The organism is Martelella radicis (assembly GCF_014196625.1).
Classification (GTDB): domain Bacteria; phylum Pseudomonadota; class Alphaproteobacteria; order Rhizobiales; family Rhizobiaceae; genus Martelella; species Martelella radicis.
Map to the genome: position 1 here is coordinate 41,378 of NZ_JACIDZ010000001.1, position 15,662 is coordinate 57,039.

At 61.3% G+C, this 15,662-nt stretch carries 15 protein-coding genes and 1 pseudogene; 6 read left to right on the forward strand and 10 right to left on the reverse strand.

All coding sequences use genetic code 11. From position 1 onward, the window contains the following. Window positions 1-69: 69 nt before the first annotated feature. From GGR30_RS00195 to GGR30_RS00235, 9 genes and pseudogenes are all read right to left on the reverse strand, one after another. Window positions 70-864 carry a DNA adenine methylase gene (locus tag GGR30_RS00195; RefSeq protein WP_183480926.1) on the reverse strand — a complete coding sequence of 265 codons (795 nt, stop codon included), beginning with the start codon at window positions 862-864 and terminating at the stop codon, window positions 70-72. Window positions 865-1,023: 159 nt separating this feature from the next. Further along, window positions 1,024-1,365, reverse strand: a complete 342-nt coding sequence (locus GGR30_RS00200; RefSeq protein WP_183482668.1) for a hypothetical protein — start codon at window positions 1,363-1,365, stop codon at window positions 1,024-1,026. A 78-nt stretch (window positions 1,366-1,443) separates the two neighbouring features. Beyond that, window positions 1,444-1,563: pseudogene (locus tag GGR30_RS00205) on the reverse strand (IS3 family transposase); the annotation flags it as partial. 28 nt (window positions 1,564-1,591) lie between these two features. Then, window positions 1,592-2,623, reverse strand: coding sequence for a LacI family DNA-binding transcriptional regulator (locus GGR30_RS00210; protein ID WP_183480929.1), 1,032 nt, complete (start codon window positions 2,621-2,623; stop codon window positions 1,592-1,594). Between the two features lie 7 nt (window positions 2,624-2,630). Then, entirely contained in the window at window positions 2,631-3,230 is a 600-nt protein-coding gene (locus tag GGR30_RS00215) for a dual specificity protein phosphatase family protein (protein WP_183480932.1), read from the reverse strand. A 3-nt stretch (window positions 3,231-3,233) separates the two neighbouring features. After that, the gene (locus GGR30_RS00220) at window positions 3,234-4,259 is read right to left on the reverse strand and encodes an MBL fold metallo-hydrolase (RefSeq protein ID WP_183480935.1); all 1,026 of its coding nucleotides are present in this window, start codon (window positions 4,257-4,259) and stop codon (window positions 3,234-3,236) included. Further along, a complete protein-coding gene (locus tag GGR30_RS00225) occupies window positions 4,247-5,989 on the reverse strand; it encodes an ABC transporter permease (RefSeq protein WP_246413475.1) in 1,743 nt (580 codons plus the stop codon). Before GGR30_RS00225 ends, GGR30_RS00220 begins: the two co-directional genes overlap by 13 nt. A gap of 5 nt (window positions 5,990-5,994) precedes the next feature. Beyond that, window positions 5,995-6,969, reverse strand: a complete 975-nt coding sequence (locus GGR30_RS00230; RefSeq protein ID WP_246413476.1) for an ABC transporter substrate-binding protein — start codon at window positions 6,967-6,969, stop codon at window positions 5,995-5,997. A 25-nt stretch (window positions 6,970-6,994) separates the two neighbouring features. Beyond that, on the reverse strand, window positions 6,995-8,077 hold the full coding sequence (locus GGR30_RS00235) for an ABC transporter ATP-binding protein (RefSeq protein WP_183480938.1): 1,083 nt from the start codon (window positions 8,075-8,077) through the stop codon (window positions 6,995-6,997). A 193-nt stretch (window positions 8,078-8,270) separates the two neighbouring features. Between GGR30_RS00235 and GGR30_RS00240 the strand changes: the two genes are divergently transcribed. From GGR30_RS00240 to GGR30_RS00265, 6 genes are all read left to right on the forward strand, one after another. Next, complete coding sequence (locus GGR30_RS00240; protein WP_183480940.1) at window positions 8,271-8,582, forward strand: NAD(P)H-binding protein; 312 nt, start codon at window positions 8,271-8,273, stop codon at window positions 8,580-8,582. 79 nt (window positions 8,583-8,661) lie between these two features. Further along, a complete protein-coding gene (locus tag GGR30_RS00245) occupies window positions 8,662-9,240 on the forward strand; it encodes a TetR/AcrR family transcriptional regulator (protein WP_183480943.1) in 579 nt (192 codons plus the stop codon). Beyond that, window positions 9,237-10,253 carry an SDR family oxidoreductase gene (locus tag GGR30_RS00250; RefSeq protein WP_183482589.1) on the forward strand — a complete coding sequence of 339 codons (1,017 nt, stop codon included), beginning with the start codon at window positions 9,237-9,239 and terminating at the stop codon, window positions 10,251-10,253. The genes GGR30_RS00245 and GGR30_RS00250 overlap by 4 nt, the downstream gene beginning before the upstream one ends. 419 nt (window positions 10,254-10,672) lie before the next feature. Further along, window positions 10,673-11,689, forward strand: a complete 1,017-nt coding sequence (locus tag GGR30_RS00255; RefSeq protein WP_183480946.1) for an alpha/beta fold hydrolase — start codon at window positions 10,673-10,675, stop codon at window positions 11,687-11,689. Window positions 11,690-11,801: 112 nt separating this feature from the next. After that, entirely contained in the window at window positions 11,802-12,638 is an 837-nt protein-coding gene (locus GGR30_RS00260) for an alpha/beta fold hydrolase (RefSeq protein ID WP_183480949.1), read from the forward strand. 279 nt (window positions 12,639-12,917) lie between these two features. Then, complete coding sequence (locus GGR30_RS00265; RefSeq protein ID WP_183480952.1) at window positions 12,918-14,348, forward strand: ATP-binding protein; 1,431 nt, start codon at window positions 12,918-12,920, stop codon at window positions 14,346-14,348. 36 nt (window positions 14,349-14,384) lie between these two features. Here GGR30_RS00265 and GGR30_RS00270 read toward each other — a convergent pair whose 3' ends face one another. After that, window positions 14,385-15,299 carry a LysR family transcriptional regulator gene (locus tag GGR30_RS00270; RefSeq protein WP_183480955.1) on the reverse strand — a complete coding sequence of 305 codons (915 nt, stop codon included), beginning with the start codon at window positions 15,297-15,299 and terminating at the stop codon, window positions 14,385-14,387. Window positions 15,300-15,662: the final 363 nt, after the last annotated feature.

Sequence of the window (15,662 nt, forward strand, 5' to 3'; positions counted from 1 at the left end):
GATCCGGGAATACTGTGGGTCAAGTATTTTTGACGCAACATGTAATTTGTCTAATTTACTAAAGTATTTTCATCCGACGATAATAACCTCCTTCACGCCCTTCCCATTACCCTCCGATATCGAATAGGTGCAGTCGACCTCCTCGATGGCGAACCGTGAGAAGGTTTCGAAGACGCCTTGAACGGCGTTTAAGGACAGGATGAAAGTGCCTTGAAGGCCGCTAAGGACCTTCGCCATCGCCTCGAAATCCGCCCGGCCGAAGACGCCCGCGCCGTAGTCGGCCTCGTTTCCCCAATAGGGCGGGTCGAGATAGAACAGCATGCCCGGCCGGTCATAGCGGCGGATGAAGTCTTGCCAGGGCAGGCACTCGATGACGACGCCGGAAAGGCGCTCGTGGATGTCCTCCAGCGTGGAGGCGAGTTTCACCAGATTGAAGCGGGCGCCGGTGGTCTTGCTGACCCCAAAATTCCGGCCGGCGACCTTGCCGCCGAAGGCGAGACGCTGGAGATAGAGGAAGCGGGCGGCGCGTTCGAGATCGGTCAGCGTCGTCGGGTCGGTCTTCATCAGCCGCTCGAACTCCCGCCGCCCGGAGATCTGGAAGCGGAGCGTATCCATGAACTGCGGAAAGTGCCGCTGCAGGATACGGAAGAAGTTGGCGACGTCGCCGCTGATATCGTTGATCACTTCCGTCCTCGGCTGGCGATCACGGCGCAGGAACACGCCGCCCATGCCGACGAAGGGCTCAGCGTAGCCGTCATGGTCGATCGCATTGATCTTGCGGATGACGGTCTTCGAGAGGATGCGCTTGCCGCCGATATAGCCGGCCGCGGGAGAGACCGGGGCAACCGGGCGCTGATTTACCATTTCAAATATCTTTCGAGTCAGACACACTCGCGCCGCCCCTAACGGGGTGCGGGTGTGGCAGTTATCGAAATGTGCTGCCCGGCGGGTTCGGTCGCCAAACTAGACCCCGCCGCGCCAGAGCCGTGAGGCCCTGGCCACCTGCCTGCGTCCTGTCTTTGCTCAGGCAAACCTTTCGGCCGGCGTTGCCGGTTCCGGCGCGACCTCGAAGTCAACGAGCGCCGCCGGCAGCGCCGCGCCATCGGCCATGCGGAGATTGACGTGGAAGCCCACGACGGCTTCCATCAACGGATATTGCCTGCCCTCGCCATCTGTCGCGGTCTCGCCGGTCGGGGCATAGACCAGACCGTCGCAAGCGGCTCCGACCGGTTTGAGCGCCAGAAGCCCCTCCGGCAGGCCGGCGTCGAGATAGGCAAGTTTGCCGGCGGGCACTGTCACGCCGATCGCCTCAAGCGCCGACAATGCCTCGGCGTGATCTGCGAATTTCAGGAAATGGTCACGCATAGGGCACCGCCTTTGCCGCAAGGTAAAATATCCCTGCTCGGCTTTGCCGGGCGCGTCCGTCCCGACATAGACATGGAAGACGCTGGTATCGGTTGCCAGGCACAGGTTTTCCCGACAGCACTCATCAATCACCGCCGGCACGCGGAATTTGCGGGAGGCGCCGAAGCTGCCCGGCCGGAAATCGAGTGACCTGCGGGCAGCGGCGAAGAACAGCCTGTCGCCGGCGCTACGCCCCGCCGGCGTCTGAATTAGGCGGCTCGACACTGCGCGCCGACCGACGTTCAACGAGGCTGACGGGAATAAAATGGTGGGAGCAGGGGGCGTTGGCCGGTCCGGTGATCGCCTTCAGCGTCGCGCTCGTAAGTGAGGACAGCGACTGCCGGATGGTGGTCAGTTGATGCGAGGACCAGTCGGAGATCGGAGCGTCATCGAACCCGATCACCGAGACATCGTTCGGAACCGACAGGCCCAGTTCGTGTCGGGCCGTATTCATCACCCCGAGCGCGATTTCGTCGGTCACTCCGAAGATCCCGTCGATGCCAGGCTTGGCGAGCAGGCCGCGGGCGGCCTCAATGCCGGTCTCGTAGGTGTTTCGTCCCTGGCTCCACTGCGTGACCGGCACGTGATGTTGCTCCATCACGGCGATGAAGGCCTCCGCGCGCGCCAGTTTCGCCGAGGTGCGGGATTCCGACAGGACGACGGCCACGTTGGTGCAGCCAGCCGCAAGCAATCGTCGCGCGGCAAGCGCGCCGCCGGCTGCAGAATCCGCCTCGATCTGGTCCACAAGGCCGATATTCTCGGGCAGCGGGCGGTTGATGAGAACGAGCCGTGTGCCATTGGCCGCCGCCAGACGCATCAGCGTGTCCGGAACGGCGCCCGACAGGAGGACCACCGTTCGCACCCGGTATTCGAGAAGCTTTGCCAGCGCATTTTCGATGTCGTCCTGCGCGCGCGCCAGATTGAGCAGCATGCATTGCAGTCCGTTGTCGTAAAGCGCAGCCGTCAGCGCATCGACCTGGGCGGAGATATACGGGTTGGAAAGGTTGGCGCCGACCAGGCCGACGAGATCGGAGCGTTCCTTGTGTAGCGTGCGGGCGAGAAGGTTGACGCGGTAGCCTAGCTCTTCCGCTGCCTTCATCACACGGGCACGGGTTTTCGGGGCGACGCTGGCGCCCTCCGTGAAGGTGCGCGAGACGGCGGAGCGGGAAACGCCGGCCAGACGGGCGACGTCGGAGGCGGAGACAAACTTTTCGGCCATGTCCTGCCTAGGGTTTCGTTGCCATGCCGAGAAGGTTGCGCATCCGAACCTCTTCGGCAAGGGCAAGCATCGGCGGCAATGGGTAATTCTCGTCGAGACCGCGCAGGGCGCGCAGATGGGCCAGTGCCGCATCGAAGCTCTCGAAGGCGTCGCGCGCGAAACTCGACAGCCAGAGCGCGATCAGGGCGACGGACCGCGAACGTCCGCCGCGGCAATGGACCAGAACATGGCCCTTGCGATGCTTCGGATAATGCGGCTTTGCCGGAACATAGCCGCGCATCAATCCTTCGACGGTGTAGACGGCAGCGGCGAGAAGATGCGGGTCGTTGCCCTCGCCGTCGATCATGCCGAGCTGGTAGCGGCGGATATGCGTGCCGTCGGAAAGCGTCAAAGGACCGGGAAACATGTTGATCGAAACATTGAGTGTTTCCGTGATCCCGGCCTCAAGCAGGCATTCGGGGTCTTCGGCGGCCGCGAGATTGCCGAGAAAAAGCGATTTCGCATGCGGGCCGAAACCTTCGAGCACCGGAAAGAGGAGGGGAACCGTATCCTCCCGCGCTTCCTCTTCGGGTACAAGATCGGGAACGCCGAGTCGTTTCTCTGTCATGGTCTATATCTCCGTCTCGCGTTCCAGTCTTAGGCGCGGGCCAAGGGCACGGGCAAGTTCGGGCGCCGTGGTCATGTCGACAAAGGCGGGGAGAACCTGCCGGGCTCCGCAGTGATCGGCAAGCGCGAGGACATCGTCCTTTCGCGGATGGACATTCCACGGCAGCCAGACGGCCTCATCGCGCTCGATCAGGTCCGCAGCCGGGGTGCCATTGGGCACATGGCTGGAAAAGATGAAGCGAAATCCGCCCCGTTTTAGAAGTTTGGCGGAAAGCCCGGCCTCGGCGTTCGATTCCGTTGCGACAATCACCTGATGTGGTTCGGCGCTTTGGCTATTCACGACAGGGAATTTCCGCCCGGTCGCCGCCTCGACTTCTCGACCGATCACGTCGCTCACATGCACCGCGTGACCGTGTGAGGCCATTGCGAGTGCCATATCGGTACCCCGGCCGGCAGCGGGACAGCACAGCACGGCGCCACCGTTGGCAAAATCGGCCATCACCGATATCTGATCTTCGAGATCCTGCTTGCGGTCCCCATAGGAAGCGTCGACCAGAAGGGTCGATGCCGGCGGCGGCGGATCGAAAGGCATGCCGCGCGATTCGAGGCTGATATCGCCGGTATAGACGAAGCCGCCTTTCTCCGTCTGCATATGGAACCAGACACCGCCCGGCGCATGGCCGCAGCGCCCGGTTGAGAAGCGCAAGCTGGCGACATCGAAGCCGCCCGTTTCGGGAATCGCATGGGCCGATCTGCCGAGAACGCCGCCGGGAAGGAACCCCAGTGTCTTCTCCGTGGCAAAGACGGGAGGGGCTCCGATCTCGTTCAGGCGACCGAGAGAACCGGCGTGATCCGTATGCGCGTGGCTGAGGAGAACGGCATCCACGGCGCCGATATTGTCCAAATCGGGGTGCTCGCCTGCTTCCAGACCATCGCCGAAGTCGAACAGGACACGCTGTCCGTTCGCTTCCACAAGGAATATGGCGGCACTCTTGCGGTTCAGACCGCTGATGACTGTCAGTCGTGCCAAGGCAATACACCCTGCGGAAGTCTTCTGGCGAAGGTCAGGCTGACAAGCATCAGCATAAGGATGACCGCGACCATCAGGCAGCCGACGGCGGCGGCCAGCGTCGACGACCCGGCTTCCTCGAGGAAGATGATCATCGGTCCGATCGTCTGCGCCCGTGATGAGACGAGCAGGACCGATGTCTGGATCTCGTTGATGGCGGTCATGAAAACAAGGATGGCGGAGGCCGCCGCCGCCGGCGCAAGAACCGGCAGAATGATGTCCCTCAGCCTGCGGAAGACGCCGGCCCCGACCACCTGCGCGGCCTCATCCAGCGACCGTTCGATCTGCGCGAAACCGCCCAGGATCGGCTGCAGCGCCAATGCCAGGAAATTCGAGAGATAGGCGGCGAGGATGACCCAGACCGTGCCGTAGAGGCTGGATCCGAGCCCCGGCAGGGGCTTCAGGAAAAACAGGATCATCGCCACGCCGATGATGATACCGGGAAGCGCATAGGCAAGCTGCGAGGAGAGATAGAGCAGGCGCGGGGTTACGCCCTGACGCCAGCTGAGAAAATAGCCGAGCGCAACCGAAACCGGAATGAGGACGGCAACGGCAAGCCCCGTCAGCCACAGGCTGGTAAAGAAGGCCTCGCGGATACCTTCGTGATGGAAAAGCGCGTTTGCAAAATTCTCGAAGGTCAGTGTTTCCGCATTGAGCGGTTGTCCGTAGCCGCGCACAAGCGCCGATCCGGCAAGGGCTGACAGCGGCAGAGCCAGGGCAAGCACAAGGTAGCCCCAGGCCAGAGCGGTGACCGGGAGGCGAAAGCGGGAAAGCGGGAACTTGAATGGCTTGGATGCGCCATCGACGCGTTGGTCGCCCATCCGGCTGAGAAAGCCGGCAATGCCCATGCCGAGAATGGTCAGGGCAGCCAGCAGCAGGGCCAGAAGCGCCATGTCGTTCAGTGCCGACGGACCATAGGAATTGAGCTGCCGATAGATGAGCGTGATCAGCGTCGGGACGCGGGCCGGAATGCCGAGCATGGCCTGAATGCCGAAATTGCCGATCGACGAGACGAAGGCAAGTGCTGCGCCTGCGAAAATACCGCCACGGATCAGGGGCAGAATGACACCGAGTGTTGCGCGGAGAGGCGAGGCGCCGACCGCCCGAGCCGCTTCCACTAGATCGGCCGGGACACGGCGCAGATTGGCGCGCACGGCAAGGAACACCAGCGGCGCGTTGTAGAGGCCGAGCAGGATGACGATGCCGCCGGCAGAGTAGAGCGGATGTCGCATGCCGGGTTGAAGGCTGACCCCCAGAAGGTTCATCACCGGGCTTGCCGGCGAGAAGGCCTGGATCCAGGCGAGCGCGATGACCTGGGGAGGGATCATCAGCGGCAGTACGAAGCCGAACACCCACGCCGTCCGCCCGTGCATGTCACTCACACCGACGAGAAGTGCGGCGAGCGTTCCGGCGACCGTGGCAAGCGCGGTGGCGGCGAGCGAAATCCAGATCGTGTTGACGGTCGCCTGGAAAACGCGGCGGCCGCCCAGGACATCGGCGATGCGGTCAAGCTCGAACCCCGTGCTCGTTACGAAGGCAGCGTAAACGAGCCGCCCGAGCGGCAGAATCGACAGGATGCCGACAAACAGCGCTAGCGCCAGCATCAGCGCGCGCTCGTTGCGCAACAGGTTGCCGAGGGAGGAGAGCGTCCAGATCGGACGCTCTCCCGTGGCTGTGGTCGAAAAGGACATTGTGATTACAGACCGAAGATATCAGCGAACTGTTCACGCGCCTGATCATTGTTCTTGACTGCATCATCGACATCATAGCCGATCAGCTTCATCGAGGAGAGATCGGGATAGCCCTCGGGTGCTGCGACGCCCGGCAGAAGCGGGATATTGCCCTGGGCGGCAACCAGTTCCTGTCCTTCCTGCGAGAGCAGGAAATCGACGAACTTTTTCGCGGCTTCCGCGTGTTCGGTCGTGCTCATGATGGCGACCGGCTCGCCGATGAAGGACACGCCTTCCTGCGGCGCGATATAGTCGACGGGCGAGCCGTCGGCCTTGGCGCGCAGCGTGTTGGCATCGACGATGATGGCGTATTTGGCCATGCCGGAGGCAACCGCCTTGGTTGCCGGACCGTTGCCGCCTTCGGGCACGATGTCGAGATCATTCAAGCCTTCATAGAAATCCCAGCCGATTTCCGGCGTGTTGATCAGGGCATGGAGGTGGTTGAGGGCAGCGCCCGAATAAAGCGGGCTCGGAACAGCGATCATGCCGCGATTGTCTTCGACCAGGAGGTCGTTCCAGCTTTCGACCGGTTCGGCGATCTCGGTATTGTAGGCAATGCCGGTGGTGATCGCCTTGGTGCCGAAGAAGGTCATGTCCTTGTCGTAGGCGGCCTTGTCATAGCCGTCCACGGGCGCTTCCGGATAAGCCATCAGATGACCATCGGCCTTCAGCGTGCCAAGGTTGATCGGATCGGCGACGAGAAGGACGTCGGGCTGGATATTGCCGGCTTCGATTTCGGCGCGCATCACGTTCATCAGCGCCGAGGTGCCGTTGCGGGTCCAGTTGACCTTGATGTCCGGGTTGGCGGCCTCGAACGCGTCGACGGTTTCCTGGGCCTGTTCCGGCGGCTGGCTGGTGTAAAGCGTGATGGTTTCCTCGGCATGGGCGGCCGTGAAGACCAGCGTGCTGACGGTGGCAAGGGCAAGCATGGAGAGTTTCATCGGGGATTTCCTCGATTGTTGGTGCTCAGTGGGAGGCTTCTTCTGCTTTCGGGTCCGGCAGGACCCAGCCGTCTGCAAGCGTGACGGCTACGCGCTGCCCGGTTTCGATGCGTGCCGGGGCAGGGACGTTCATGAAAAAGGTGTGCTCATCGGGACCGAGCGAAAGCTCGACCCGCAAGATGTCGCCGCGATAGGTGATGCGGCGGATGGTGGCGCCAAGGCCGCCGGTTTCGCTCAGCTTCAGATCGCCCGGATGAAAGGCGACGCGCGCCGTGGCGCGGGGCTCGGCCGAGGGCCGGCTGCGCACCCGCACCTGCTCGCCGAAGAAACGGGCGAAACCATAGCCGCTGCGATCGGGCTGAAAATCCGTAATCGGCGCGATCTGGCCCTCGCCGATAAAGGTCGCGACCATGTCATTTGCCGGTTGGCTGTAAAGTTCGGAAGGGCTGGCGAACTGGCTGATCCTGCCCTTGTCCATCACGGCGACCCGGTCAGCCAGCGCAAGCGCCTCCGACTGGTCATGGGTGATGTAGAACATCGTCGCGCCCGACGTCTTGTGGAAGCGGGCGAACTCTTCCTCCATCTCGCCGCGCAAATGCACATCCAGATTGGCAAGCGGCTCGTCAAGAAGAACGAGGCCGGCATCCATGGCAAGGCAGCGGGCGAGCGCCACGCGCTGGCGCTGTCCGCCTGAAAGCGCGGCCGGCCGGCGGCCCGCGAATTCCGTCAACCCGACCGTCTCGAGAACGCGGGCCGTGCGCTGTTCCCGTTCGCCGCGTCCGAGCCCCTTGATCTTCAGACCATAGGCGACATTGCCGGAAACCGTCATATGCGGCCACAGCGCATAGCTTTGAAACACCACGCCGATGCCGCGCTCTTCCGGCGCGACATGCCGTCCCTTTCCGGACAGGAGCGTGTCGCCGATCCGGATCGATCCGCGGTCGATTGGCTCGAAGCCGGCAAGCGCACGCAGCAGAGTGGTTTTGCCACATCCCGAAGGGCCGAGCACCGCGACGAACTCGCCGGATCGGATGGAAAGAGAAATGCCGCGCAACACGCTGGTTTTGCCGAAAGACTTGTCGACGGTTTCGATTTCGATCGCGCTCATGCGTTCTTTTCCGAAATGGCGGCCGCAGACTGGAAATCCGTCCGAAGACCGTGGGACAAACGTCTTGCACTGCTGTGCAATCTTCGCCGCCATCAATGCACCGGGCGTGTGACAGTTCTGTTTCAGTGCGTTTTCGGTTTTATGAAAATTGAACTTTCAAGGACGCGGAACTGGCCGCCGATGGAGAAACGGAATGCGGATCGTCACTGGCGCCTCGGGTCAACTCGGCCGAGAGTTTGTGAGTAATCTTCTTCATCATGTGCCTGCCGAAAGGATAGGCATCAGCGTTCGCGATGCCGAAACGGTTTCTGACCTGAAGGCGGCCGGCGTTCGTCTGCGCCAGGGCGATCACGATGACGCCGAAAGCCTGCGGTTTGCCTGGCAGAGCGCCGAACGCCTGTTGCGTGTCTCCTCGAATGCGGCTGCAGCGGGTGGGCGACCGTGTCCGGAGAGAGTTTGGGTTTCGGGGGCCATTTCTCGGTTGAAACGCCGGGTTACGTCATAGCGGAGTGACCAGTCATCATGCGATTGACATCGGTCGACTTTACTATATTGTCCAAATTAGTAAAATTGGTAGGAAGCGCATGGAAGCAACGAACAACCCGCGCCGGGAAGCCATACTCGCCGAAGCGGTGCGGGTATTCGGCCGGTTCGGCTACAAGAAAACGGCTGTCCAGGATCTGGCGGATGCGGCGGGGCTTTCCAAGCCTGGTCTCTATCTGCACTTCGCAAGTAAGGATGAGATTTTCCGCGCGGCGATGGAGAAGTATCTCTTGGACGCACTGGACGATGTCAAAAATCTGCTGACGCAGCACGAAGTTCCCCTGGATGAACGCGTGCTCGGCGCGATGGAGACCTGGTTCGGGCGGCATCTGAGGACCTTCACGCCTGAAGCCTTTGACGTGATCGCCGCGGGCGATCGTCTGTCTTTCAAGGAAGTCGAAGGCATCAAGCAGTCGCTTGTGCAGCTTTTCGCCGAGACGTTTCAGCAGGCCGGTTTCAATCCATCGGATGCGGCAAACCGGGCGCAGGTCCTTTTCCTGTGCGGCCTGAGCTGGAAGCAGCCGGGCATGACACCACAAGCCTTCCTGTCGGCGATCAGACCCTGCGTTCAGGTTTGCTGCGAGGGCGCATCCGGAGCCAATGGAGACGAAATCAAATGAGCAAGGTACTTGTTACCGGCGGTACGGGATTTCTCGGGGCGCATATACTGGTGCAGCTCCTGAATGAAGGGCATGACGCACGCGCGACCATCAGGAACATGGACAAGAAAGACAAACTCCTGAAAATGCTGCAGGCGGGCGGCGCCCGCTCCGAAGCGCTTCAGCTTTTCGAAGCCGACCTTGAAGACGACAATGGCTGGGCGGACGCGATGGCGGACTGTGATTATGTCTTGCATGTTGCATCGCCATTTCCTGCCGGAAGCCCCGATGACGAAGGCGCGCTCATCCGCCCGGCGCGAGACGGCACCATTCGGGTGCTGCAGGCAGCGCGTGCGGCCGGTGTCAAACGCGTCGTCATGACGTCTTCATTTGCCGCCATTGGTTACGGTCATCCGTCAAGACGCGAAGCCTTCACCGAAACCGATTGGTCGAACCTCGATGCGCCGGACGTTTCCGCCTACATCAAATCGAAGATACTGGCCGAACGCGCCGCGTGGAAATTTACGGAGCTGGAGGGCAAAGCTGCTGAGCTGTCGGTTATCAACCCGACCGGAATTTTCGGTCCGGTTCTGGGGCCGGACTATGCGAGTTCCATCAGCCTGATTGATGCCATGCTTGAGGGGCGGATGCCATTTGCGCCGCGTATCTTCTTTGGCGTGGTCGATGTCAGGGACGTGGCTGCGCTGCATCTTCTGGCCATGAATGCACCCGAGGCCGCAGGACGACGGTTCATTGCCGCTTCCGGCGAGCCCGTTTCGATGATTGCCGTCGCGCAGATATTGCGCAGTTACCTCGGACCGGAAGCGGCAAAGGCCCCGCGACGCCAGCTTCCCGATTGGGTTTTCAAGGCGATGGCCCGGTTTTCGCCGTCGTTGCGAGAGTTGACGCCGCAACTCGGCAAGTTTCGGAGGGCCTCGAACACGAAAGCCAGGGAGATGCTTGGCTGGTCTCCGCGCAGCGCGGAGGAGACCATTCTGGCGACGGCGCGAAGCTTGCTTGAATTGAGAAGCTGAGGTGTTGTGACAAAACGGGAGCAGTTGGTGCTCTCGAAAGCCTGCTGTTTTACTTTCCTCTGCACTCTTCCTTGGGCAAAGGCTAAGCGGCTCGGCGGCCGCTTCTCCTTCCTGCCGAACCACGCCTGCCGCAAAGCTTTGAGGCGCGGCAGACCGATCGACAGCGTCGATCTCATACCAAGGTTTCGGCCACTCAACCGAAAAGCCAGCGCGTTCGGCCGCATGTATGATTCCTGCGGCGACCGCAAAACCCGACAATTCGATCAGATGAACCGGCCCAGGCAATGCTTCGCCTGTTCCCGGTCGTTCGGGCAAACGCCGCTGCGTATCGCCTGAGCGTGCCGGTAGGCGTTGCCGTCAAGGCGGCTTGGCCTGAGCCACATGCAGCTCTTTGTCTCGAAGCGAAAGGAAGGCCTCCCATGCGCAGCTATAACCGGACCGCCATGTTTGCGGTTGTCTTGATCGCGGTCGTCACGACGACGGCCGCCAAAAGGGCGGAAGCCCAGTCTGACCCCTATGCGGGAATTGATGTCTCCGAGGCGTCCCTCGTCGGCGAACTTTCCGGATTTTCCGAGGGCTTTGCCAAGGTCAATGGTATTCGCCTTCATTATGTCGAGGGCGGCGAGGGGACGCCTGTCGTTCTGCTGCCGGGCTGGCCGCAGACATGGTGGGCCTATCACAAGATCATGCCCGCTCTTGCCGAACGCTACCACGTCATTGCCGTTGATATCCGCGGCATGGGCGCCTCGGACAAGCCCGAGGGCGGCTACGACAAGAAAAACATGGCCGTCGATGTCTTTGAACTGATGGAAAGTCTCGGCTATGAGAAGGCGCATATTGTCGGCCACGACATCGGTTCACAGGTCACCTACGCCTTTGCCGCGAACTATCCTGATGCGACGCTCTCTGCGACGTTTCTCGATGTGCCTGGCCTCGATGACGCGGTTCTCGGCCTGAAGCTCCTGCCGGAGCCCGGCGGCATGAGCGAGAAGGCAACGCCTGAAAACTTCTTTCTCTGGTGGTTCGCCTTCAACCAGGTCAAGGACCTGCCTGAGGACCTGATCGCGGGCCGCGCGCATCTCTATGAAGACTGGTTCTTCAACTACCTGATGGTCGATCAGTCGGATATGAGCGAGCGTGACCGTGCCGTCTATGCGCATGCCTATAATTCACGCGATGCGATCCGTGCCGGCAACGGCTGGTACCAGGCCTTCCCGCAGGACATCGTCGACGCCCGAGACTACTCGGATCTGGAGATGCCGACGCTGGGGCTCGGCGGCTTTGGCTACTACTGGATTGCCAACTTCCTCGAGACGCACGCCGAATCCTACCAGATCGAGCAACTGGAAGGTGTTGGCCACTACGTCATGGAAGAAGCGCCTGATGCCGTGACCGGATACCTGCTCGAATTCCTTGAAGATGCTGAGACCAACTAGCCGATCGCCATCTTCCCACCTGCGTCGCAAGACGGCGCGGGGATAGCGGGGAGGTCGCCTCCTCGTGGCCTTCCACGCTCAAACGCAACCTCATTTCAAAGGAACCTATGCTATGTCCACTGTCACCACTACCGACAACGTCGAAATCTACTTCAAGGACTGGGGGCCAAAAGACGCCCGTCCGATCGTCTTTCACCATGGCTGGCCGCTCAGCTCGGATGAGTGGGATGCGCAGATTCTCTACTTCCTTTCCAAGGGGTATCGGGTAGTCGCGCATGATCGGCGCGGGCATGGAAGGTCCGCCCAGGTCGATCACGGGCATGATATGGACCACTATGCCGCAGACGCCTTTGCGGTGACTGAGGCGCTGGATCTGAAAAACGCGGTCCACATCGGTCACTCGACGGGTGGAGGCGAAGTGGCGCGCTATGTCGCCAGGCACGGCCAGCCGGCCGGGCGCGTTGCCAAGGCCGTACTGGTCGCAGCGGTGCCGCCTCTGATGATGAAGACCGATGCCAATCCCGAAGGACTGCCAAGGGACGTCTTTGACGGTTTCCGCCAGGCCCTTGCCGCCAGCCGCGCGCAGTTTTTCCGCGATGTCCCTGCCGGGCCGTTCTACGGCTTCAACCGCGATGGCGTTAAAATGCAGGAAGGCGTCGTTCAAAACTGGTGGCGTCAGGGCATGATGGGCGGCGCCAACGCGCATTTCGATGGCATCAAGGCGTTTTCGGAGACAGACCAGACCGAGGATCTGCAGGCCATTTCGGTGCCGACACTCGTCATGCACGGCGAGGACGACCAGATCGTTCCGATTGTCGCTTCCGCGTACAAGGCTGTGAAGCTGCTGCAGAATGGAAGCCTCAAGACCTATCCCGGCCTCTCGCATGGGATGTTGACGGTGAATGCCGACATTCTGAACGCGGATCTGCTTGCTTTCATCGAGAGCTGACCGTTCCTTAAGACCGCGACGACCTCAGTTTGGTTGTACTTGATACAATCTCTTCCAGGGCATGATCCGGCTTCGCCAGGGTCATGCTTTTCTTTTTTATCAGTTGCTGTAGGGTTTACCGAAAAGGCCCGATTAGAAGACCAAGACCGGTCCTGACTGCGCGATCGGCCAACGCGACTATACGATCCGGAACGAAGCAGGACTGCGCCGTTTTCGATCTGGCCCGACGAAAAGGCCGGATAGGGGGAACTTTGTGTTAGAGGCCTTCGAGGAGGGCGCGTGTCACCACTTATCTTCGCTCGTGCCGCATTCTTCTCGGCCCCACTCTTTCTTCTGCTGTTCTCCATTGGCTGGACGGGGAAAGATATGCAGTTGCCTTTCGCCGCCAGCATCTTTTGCATTGTCATCATGGTTGTCGGGCAAGCGATATTGAAGGCAAATCTCTTCCGGTTTCTTGCTGCGCTCTCCACGCTTTCTGCCGCTCTTATTCTTGTGGCTGTTCCCCTTCAACAAAGCGTAGGCGGAGAGTGGGTTGCTGCGGCAGTACTGTCTTTCGTGGGCGTGGCGCTGAGCGCTGTCTTTCTCGATCGCCGCAGCAGAGAGATCGGTCGCCTTCTCGAGCTGGAAACGCTCACGGATACTGTTCCAGCCTTGCTCTGGACGGCGGACGGGGAGCGCGGCGTCGATTATGTGAACCAACGCTGGCAGGATCTGGGCTGGACCTATGAAGACCTCTCCGGACACAACTGGGGCGTGATGATGCATCCCGATGATCTCCCGCGGCTGCGGAGGCAATGGCAGGCCTCGGTCGATACAGGGAAGGGGTATGAAGAGACCATGCGCGTGCGCAAGCCATGGGGAGATTACCGCTGGATGGTTATCCGCGCGACGCCCGAGCGTGACGAAAACGGTGCTGTGCTTCGCTGGTGCGGCATTGCCAGCGACATTGATGATTTGAAGAAGGCAGAGGATCGTCTGGAGGTGATGCGCAATGACCTTGCGCGCGTCACCCGCGCCAACACGATGGGAGAACTCACGGCCTCGATCGCGCACGACATCAACCAGCCGCTGACGGCTGCAGTGACCAATGGTCAGGTCGCTTTGCGGTGGCTTTCCTCCGATGCGCCCGATCTGGGCGAGGTTGTGGAGGCCGTCGAGGAATCCGTGGCCGGGGCGAAGCGTGCCAGCGATGTTGTCGAGCGGCTTCGCAACCTCTATCAGAACTCGGAGATAAAGCCGGTCGCCGTTGATGTTCGCTCGGTCATTGAGGATTCCGTGTCGTTGGTTTCCGCCCTGGCCCGGCGCTCGGACGTGGCCTTGCAGGTGGAGCTCGCCGCTGAACTCGCGCCAATCCTTGGCGATCCGATCCAACTGCAGCAGGTTGTCATCAACCTGGTTGTCAACGGCATCGATGCCACCAAATCGGTTGACCGTCCGTCCGGAACCATCGTGATACGGGCCTCGACCGACCCCGATGGTCGCGTGGCGATCGAAGTGGAGGATGAGGGCATGGGCATTTCTCCGGAGATTGCCGACCGCCTGTTCGATGCCTTCTTTTCAACCAAGTCCTCGGGTCTCGGCATGGGGCTGGCAATTTGCCGTACGATTATCGAGCGACTGGGCGGGACGATAACCACCCGAAATGCTCCGAACGGCGGTGCGATCTTCCGCGCGTGTCTGCCTCCGGTCAAGGAGCGGGAAGAGGTGTGAAGCGCTGCTGTTCGCCTGCGCCGGCAAGCGCTTCGATCAGACGTTTGCCCAACTCGGTCTGGCGAGATGATCGGCCAGAAACGCCGCCAGAGCGTCGACCTTGGCGGGCCTGGATCGCGCCGTCGGCGTCAGAAAGTAAAGTCCCCCCTCAGGCAGGGTCCAGTCTTTTAGGACGGCCTGCAGGCGCCCGTCTGCCAGATATTCGGCTGCGATGAAATCCGGAAACTCGGCAATACCGATGCCTTCCAGAACAGTCGGTATGAGCGCTTCCACATTGGTGACGCGCAGCGGCCCGCTCGGCGTGACGATCACCTCTTCCCCAGCATGGTTGGAAAAACGCCAGACATCGCGACGGGCGCGGTAGGCGTAGCCGAGACAATCATGCGCCGCGAGTTCGCTCGGATGGCGCGGCTCGCCGTGCCTGGCAATATAAGCCGGCGCGGCTGCCACGACCGGCCTGACGGGACATAGTTTTCGGGCAACGAGCGAGGAATCCCGAAGGTCGCCGATGCGCAGCGCTGCGTCGAACCCGTCTCCGACGAGATCGACCAGATCGTCGCTCAGGTGAAGGTCCACTGCGACATCGGGATACATTCGGAAAAACTTGGGCAGGATCGGCGCGACCCAGCGCAGGCCGAACGCCATGGGGACCGCAAGACGTATGGTGCCGCGCGGCCTGCTGGAAAGCTCGCGCGCCGCGCTTTCAAGATCTTCGGCGTCAAGGCAGACCTGAATTGCCCGTTCGGCCAGTCCACGCCCGAATTCCGTAAGCGCCAATTGCCGTGATGTCCGGTTGAAGAGGCGCGCGCCCAGCCTGTCTTCCAACCGGCTGACCCCGCGCGACACGGTTGCGACCGACACGCCGAGTGCGCGTGCTGCCGCAGCAAATGAGCGTTCTTCCGCGACCTTGGCGAACATTGCCAGGCCTTCGAAATCCGGAATCTTCGACATGCGCCTTCCTGCAATGATTTCTGGGTTTTATTTCGATATTGCGTGGTGATGAATGCCGGCACAAGGCCTCCAACATACTTTGGTTTGGCTTTGTTCAACTAAGAGAGGTCATCAGCTTCTTTCGTGTGATTTTCTCGCTCCCGCATTTCCCCGATAGTTCGAACACCGGCCCAGAAGCAGCCCGATGGGTCGGAGAAGCCGAACCTGACGGGGAGTCCGATCCCTCCTCCCCAAGCAAGTGTTCGACGCTTTCGGGGTCGCGGCTGCCGCGCGACCCCGAACCGACAGCGCCAGGCGGTCCCTCCTCGGGTGTCCCCTCCGCCTCCGCAACCGCCTGGCGCCGTCGGCAATCCAAGGCATTGC

Coding starts and splice junctions, on each gene's coding strand:
- GGR30_RS00195 (WP_183480926.1), bottom strand. CDS start 864: ATGGTAAATCAGCGCCCGGTTGCCCCGGTCTCTCCCGCGGCCGGCTAT.
- GGR30_RS00200 (WP_183482668.1), bottom strand. CDS start 1,365: ATGCGTGACCATTTCCTGAAATTCGCAGATCACGCCGAGGCATTGTCG.
- GGR30_RS00210 (WP_183480929.1), bottom strand. CDS start 2,623: ATGGCCGAAAAGTTTGTCTCCGCCTCCGACGTCGCCCGTCTGGCCGGC.
- GGR30_RS00215 (WP_183480932.1), bottom strand. CDS start 3,230: ATGACAGAGAAACGACTCGGCGTTCCCGATCTTGTACCCGAAGAGGAA.
- GGR30_RS00225 (WP_246413475.1), bottom strand. CDS start 5,989: ATGTCCTTTTCGACCACAGCCACGGGAGAGCGTCCGATCTGGACGCTC.
- GGR30_RS00230 (WP_246413476.1), bottom strand. CDS start 6,969: ATGAAACTCTCCATGCTTGCCCTTGCCACCGTCAGCACGCTGGTCTTC.
- GGR30_RS00235 (WP_183480938.1), bottom strand. CDS start 8,077: ATGAGCGCGATCGAAATCGAAACCGTCGACAAGTCTTTCGGCAAAACC.
- GGR30_RS00240 (WP_183480940.1), top strand. CDS start 8,271: ATGCGGATCGTCACTGGCGCCTCGGGTCAACTCGGCCGAGAGTTTGTG.
- GGR30_RS00245 (WP_183480943.1), top strand. CDS start 8,662: ATGGAAGCAACGAACAACCCGCGCCGGGAAGCCATACTCGCCGAAGCG.
- GGR30_RS00250 (WP_183482589.1), top strand. CDS start 9,237: ATGAGCAAGGTACTTGTTACCGGCGGTACGGGATTTCTCGGGGCGCAT.
- GGR30_RS00255 (WP_183480946.1), top strand. CDS start 10,673: ATGCGCAGCTATAACCGGACCGCCATGTTTGCGGTTGTCTTGATCGCG.
- GGR30_RS00260 (WP_183480949.1), top strand. CDS start 11,802: ATGTCCACTGTCACCACTACCGACAACGTCGAAATCTACTTCAAGGAC.
- GGR30_RS00270 (WP_183480955.1), bottom strand. CDS start 15,299: ATGTCGAAGATTCCGGATTTCGAAGGCCTGGCAATGTTCGCCAAGGTC.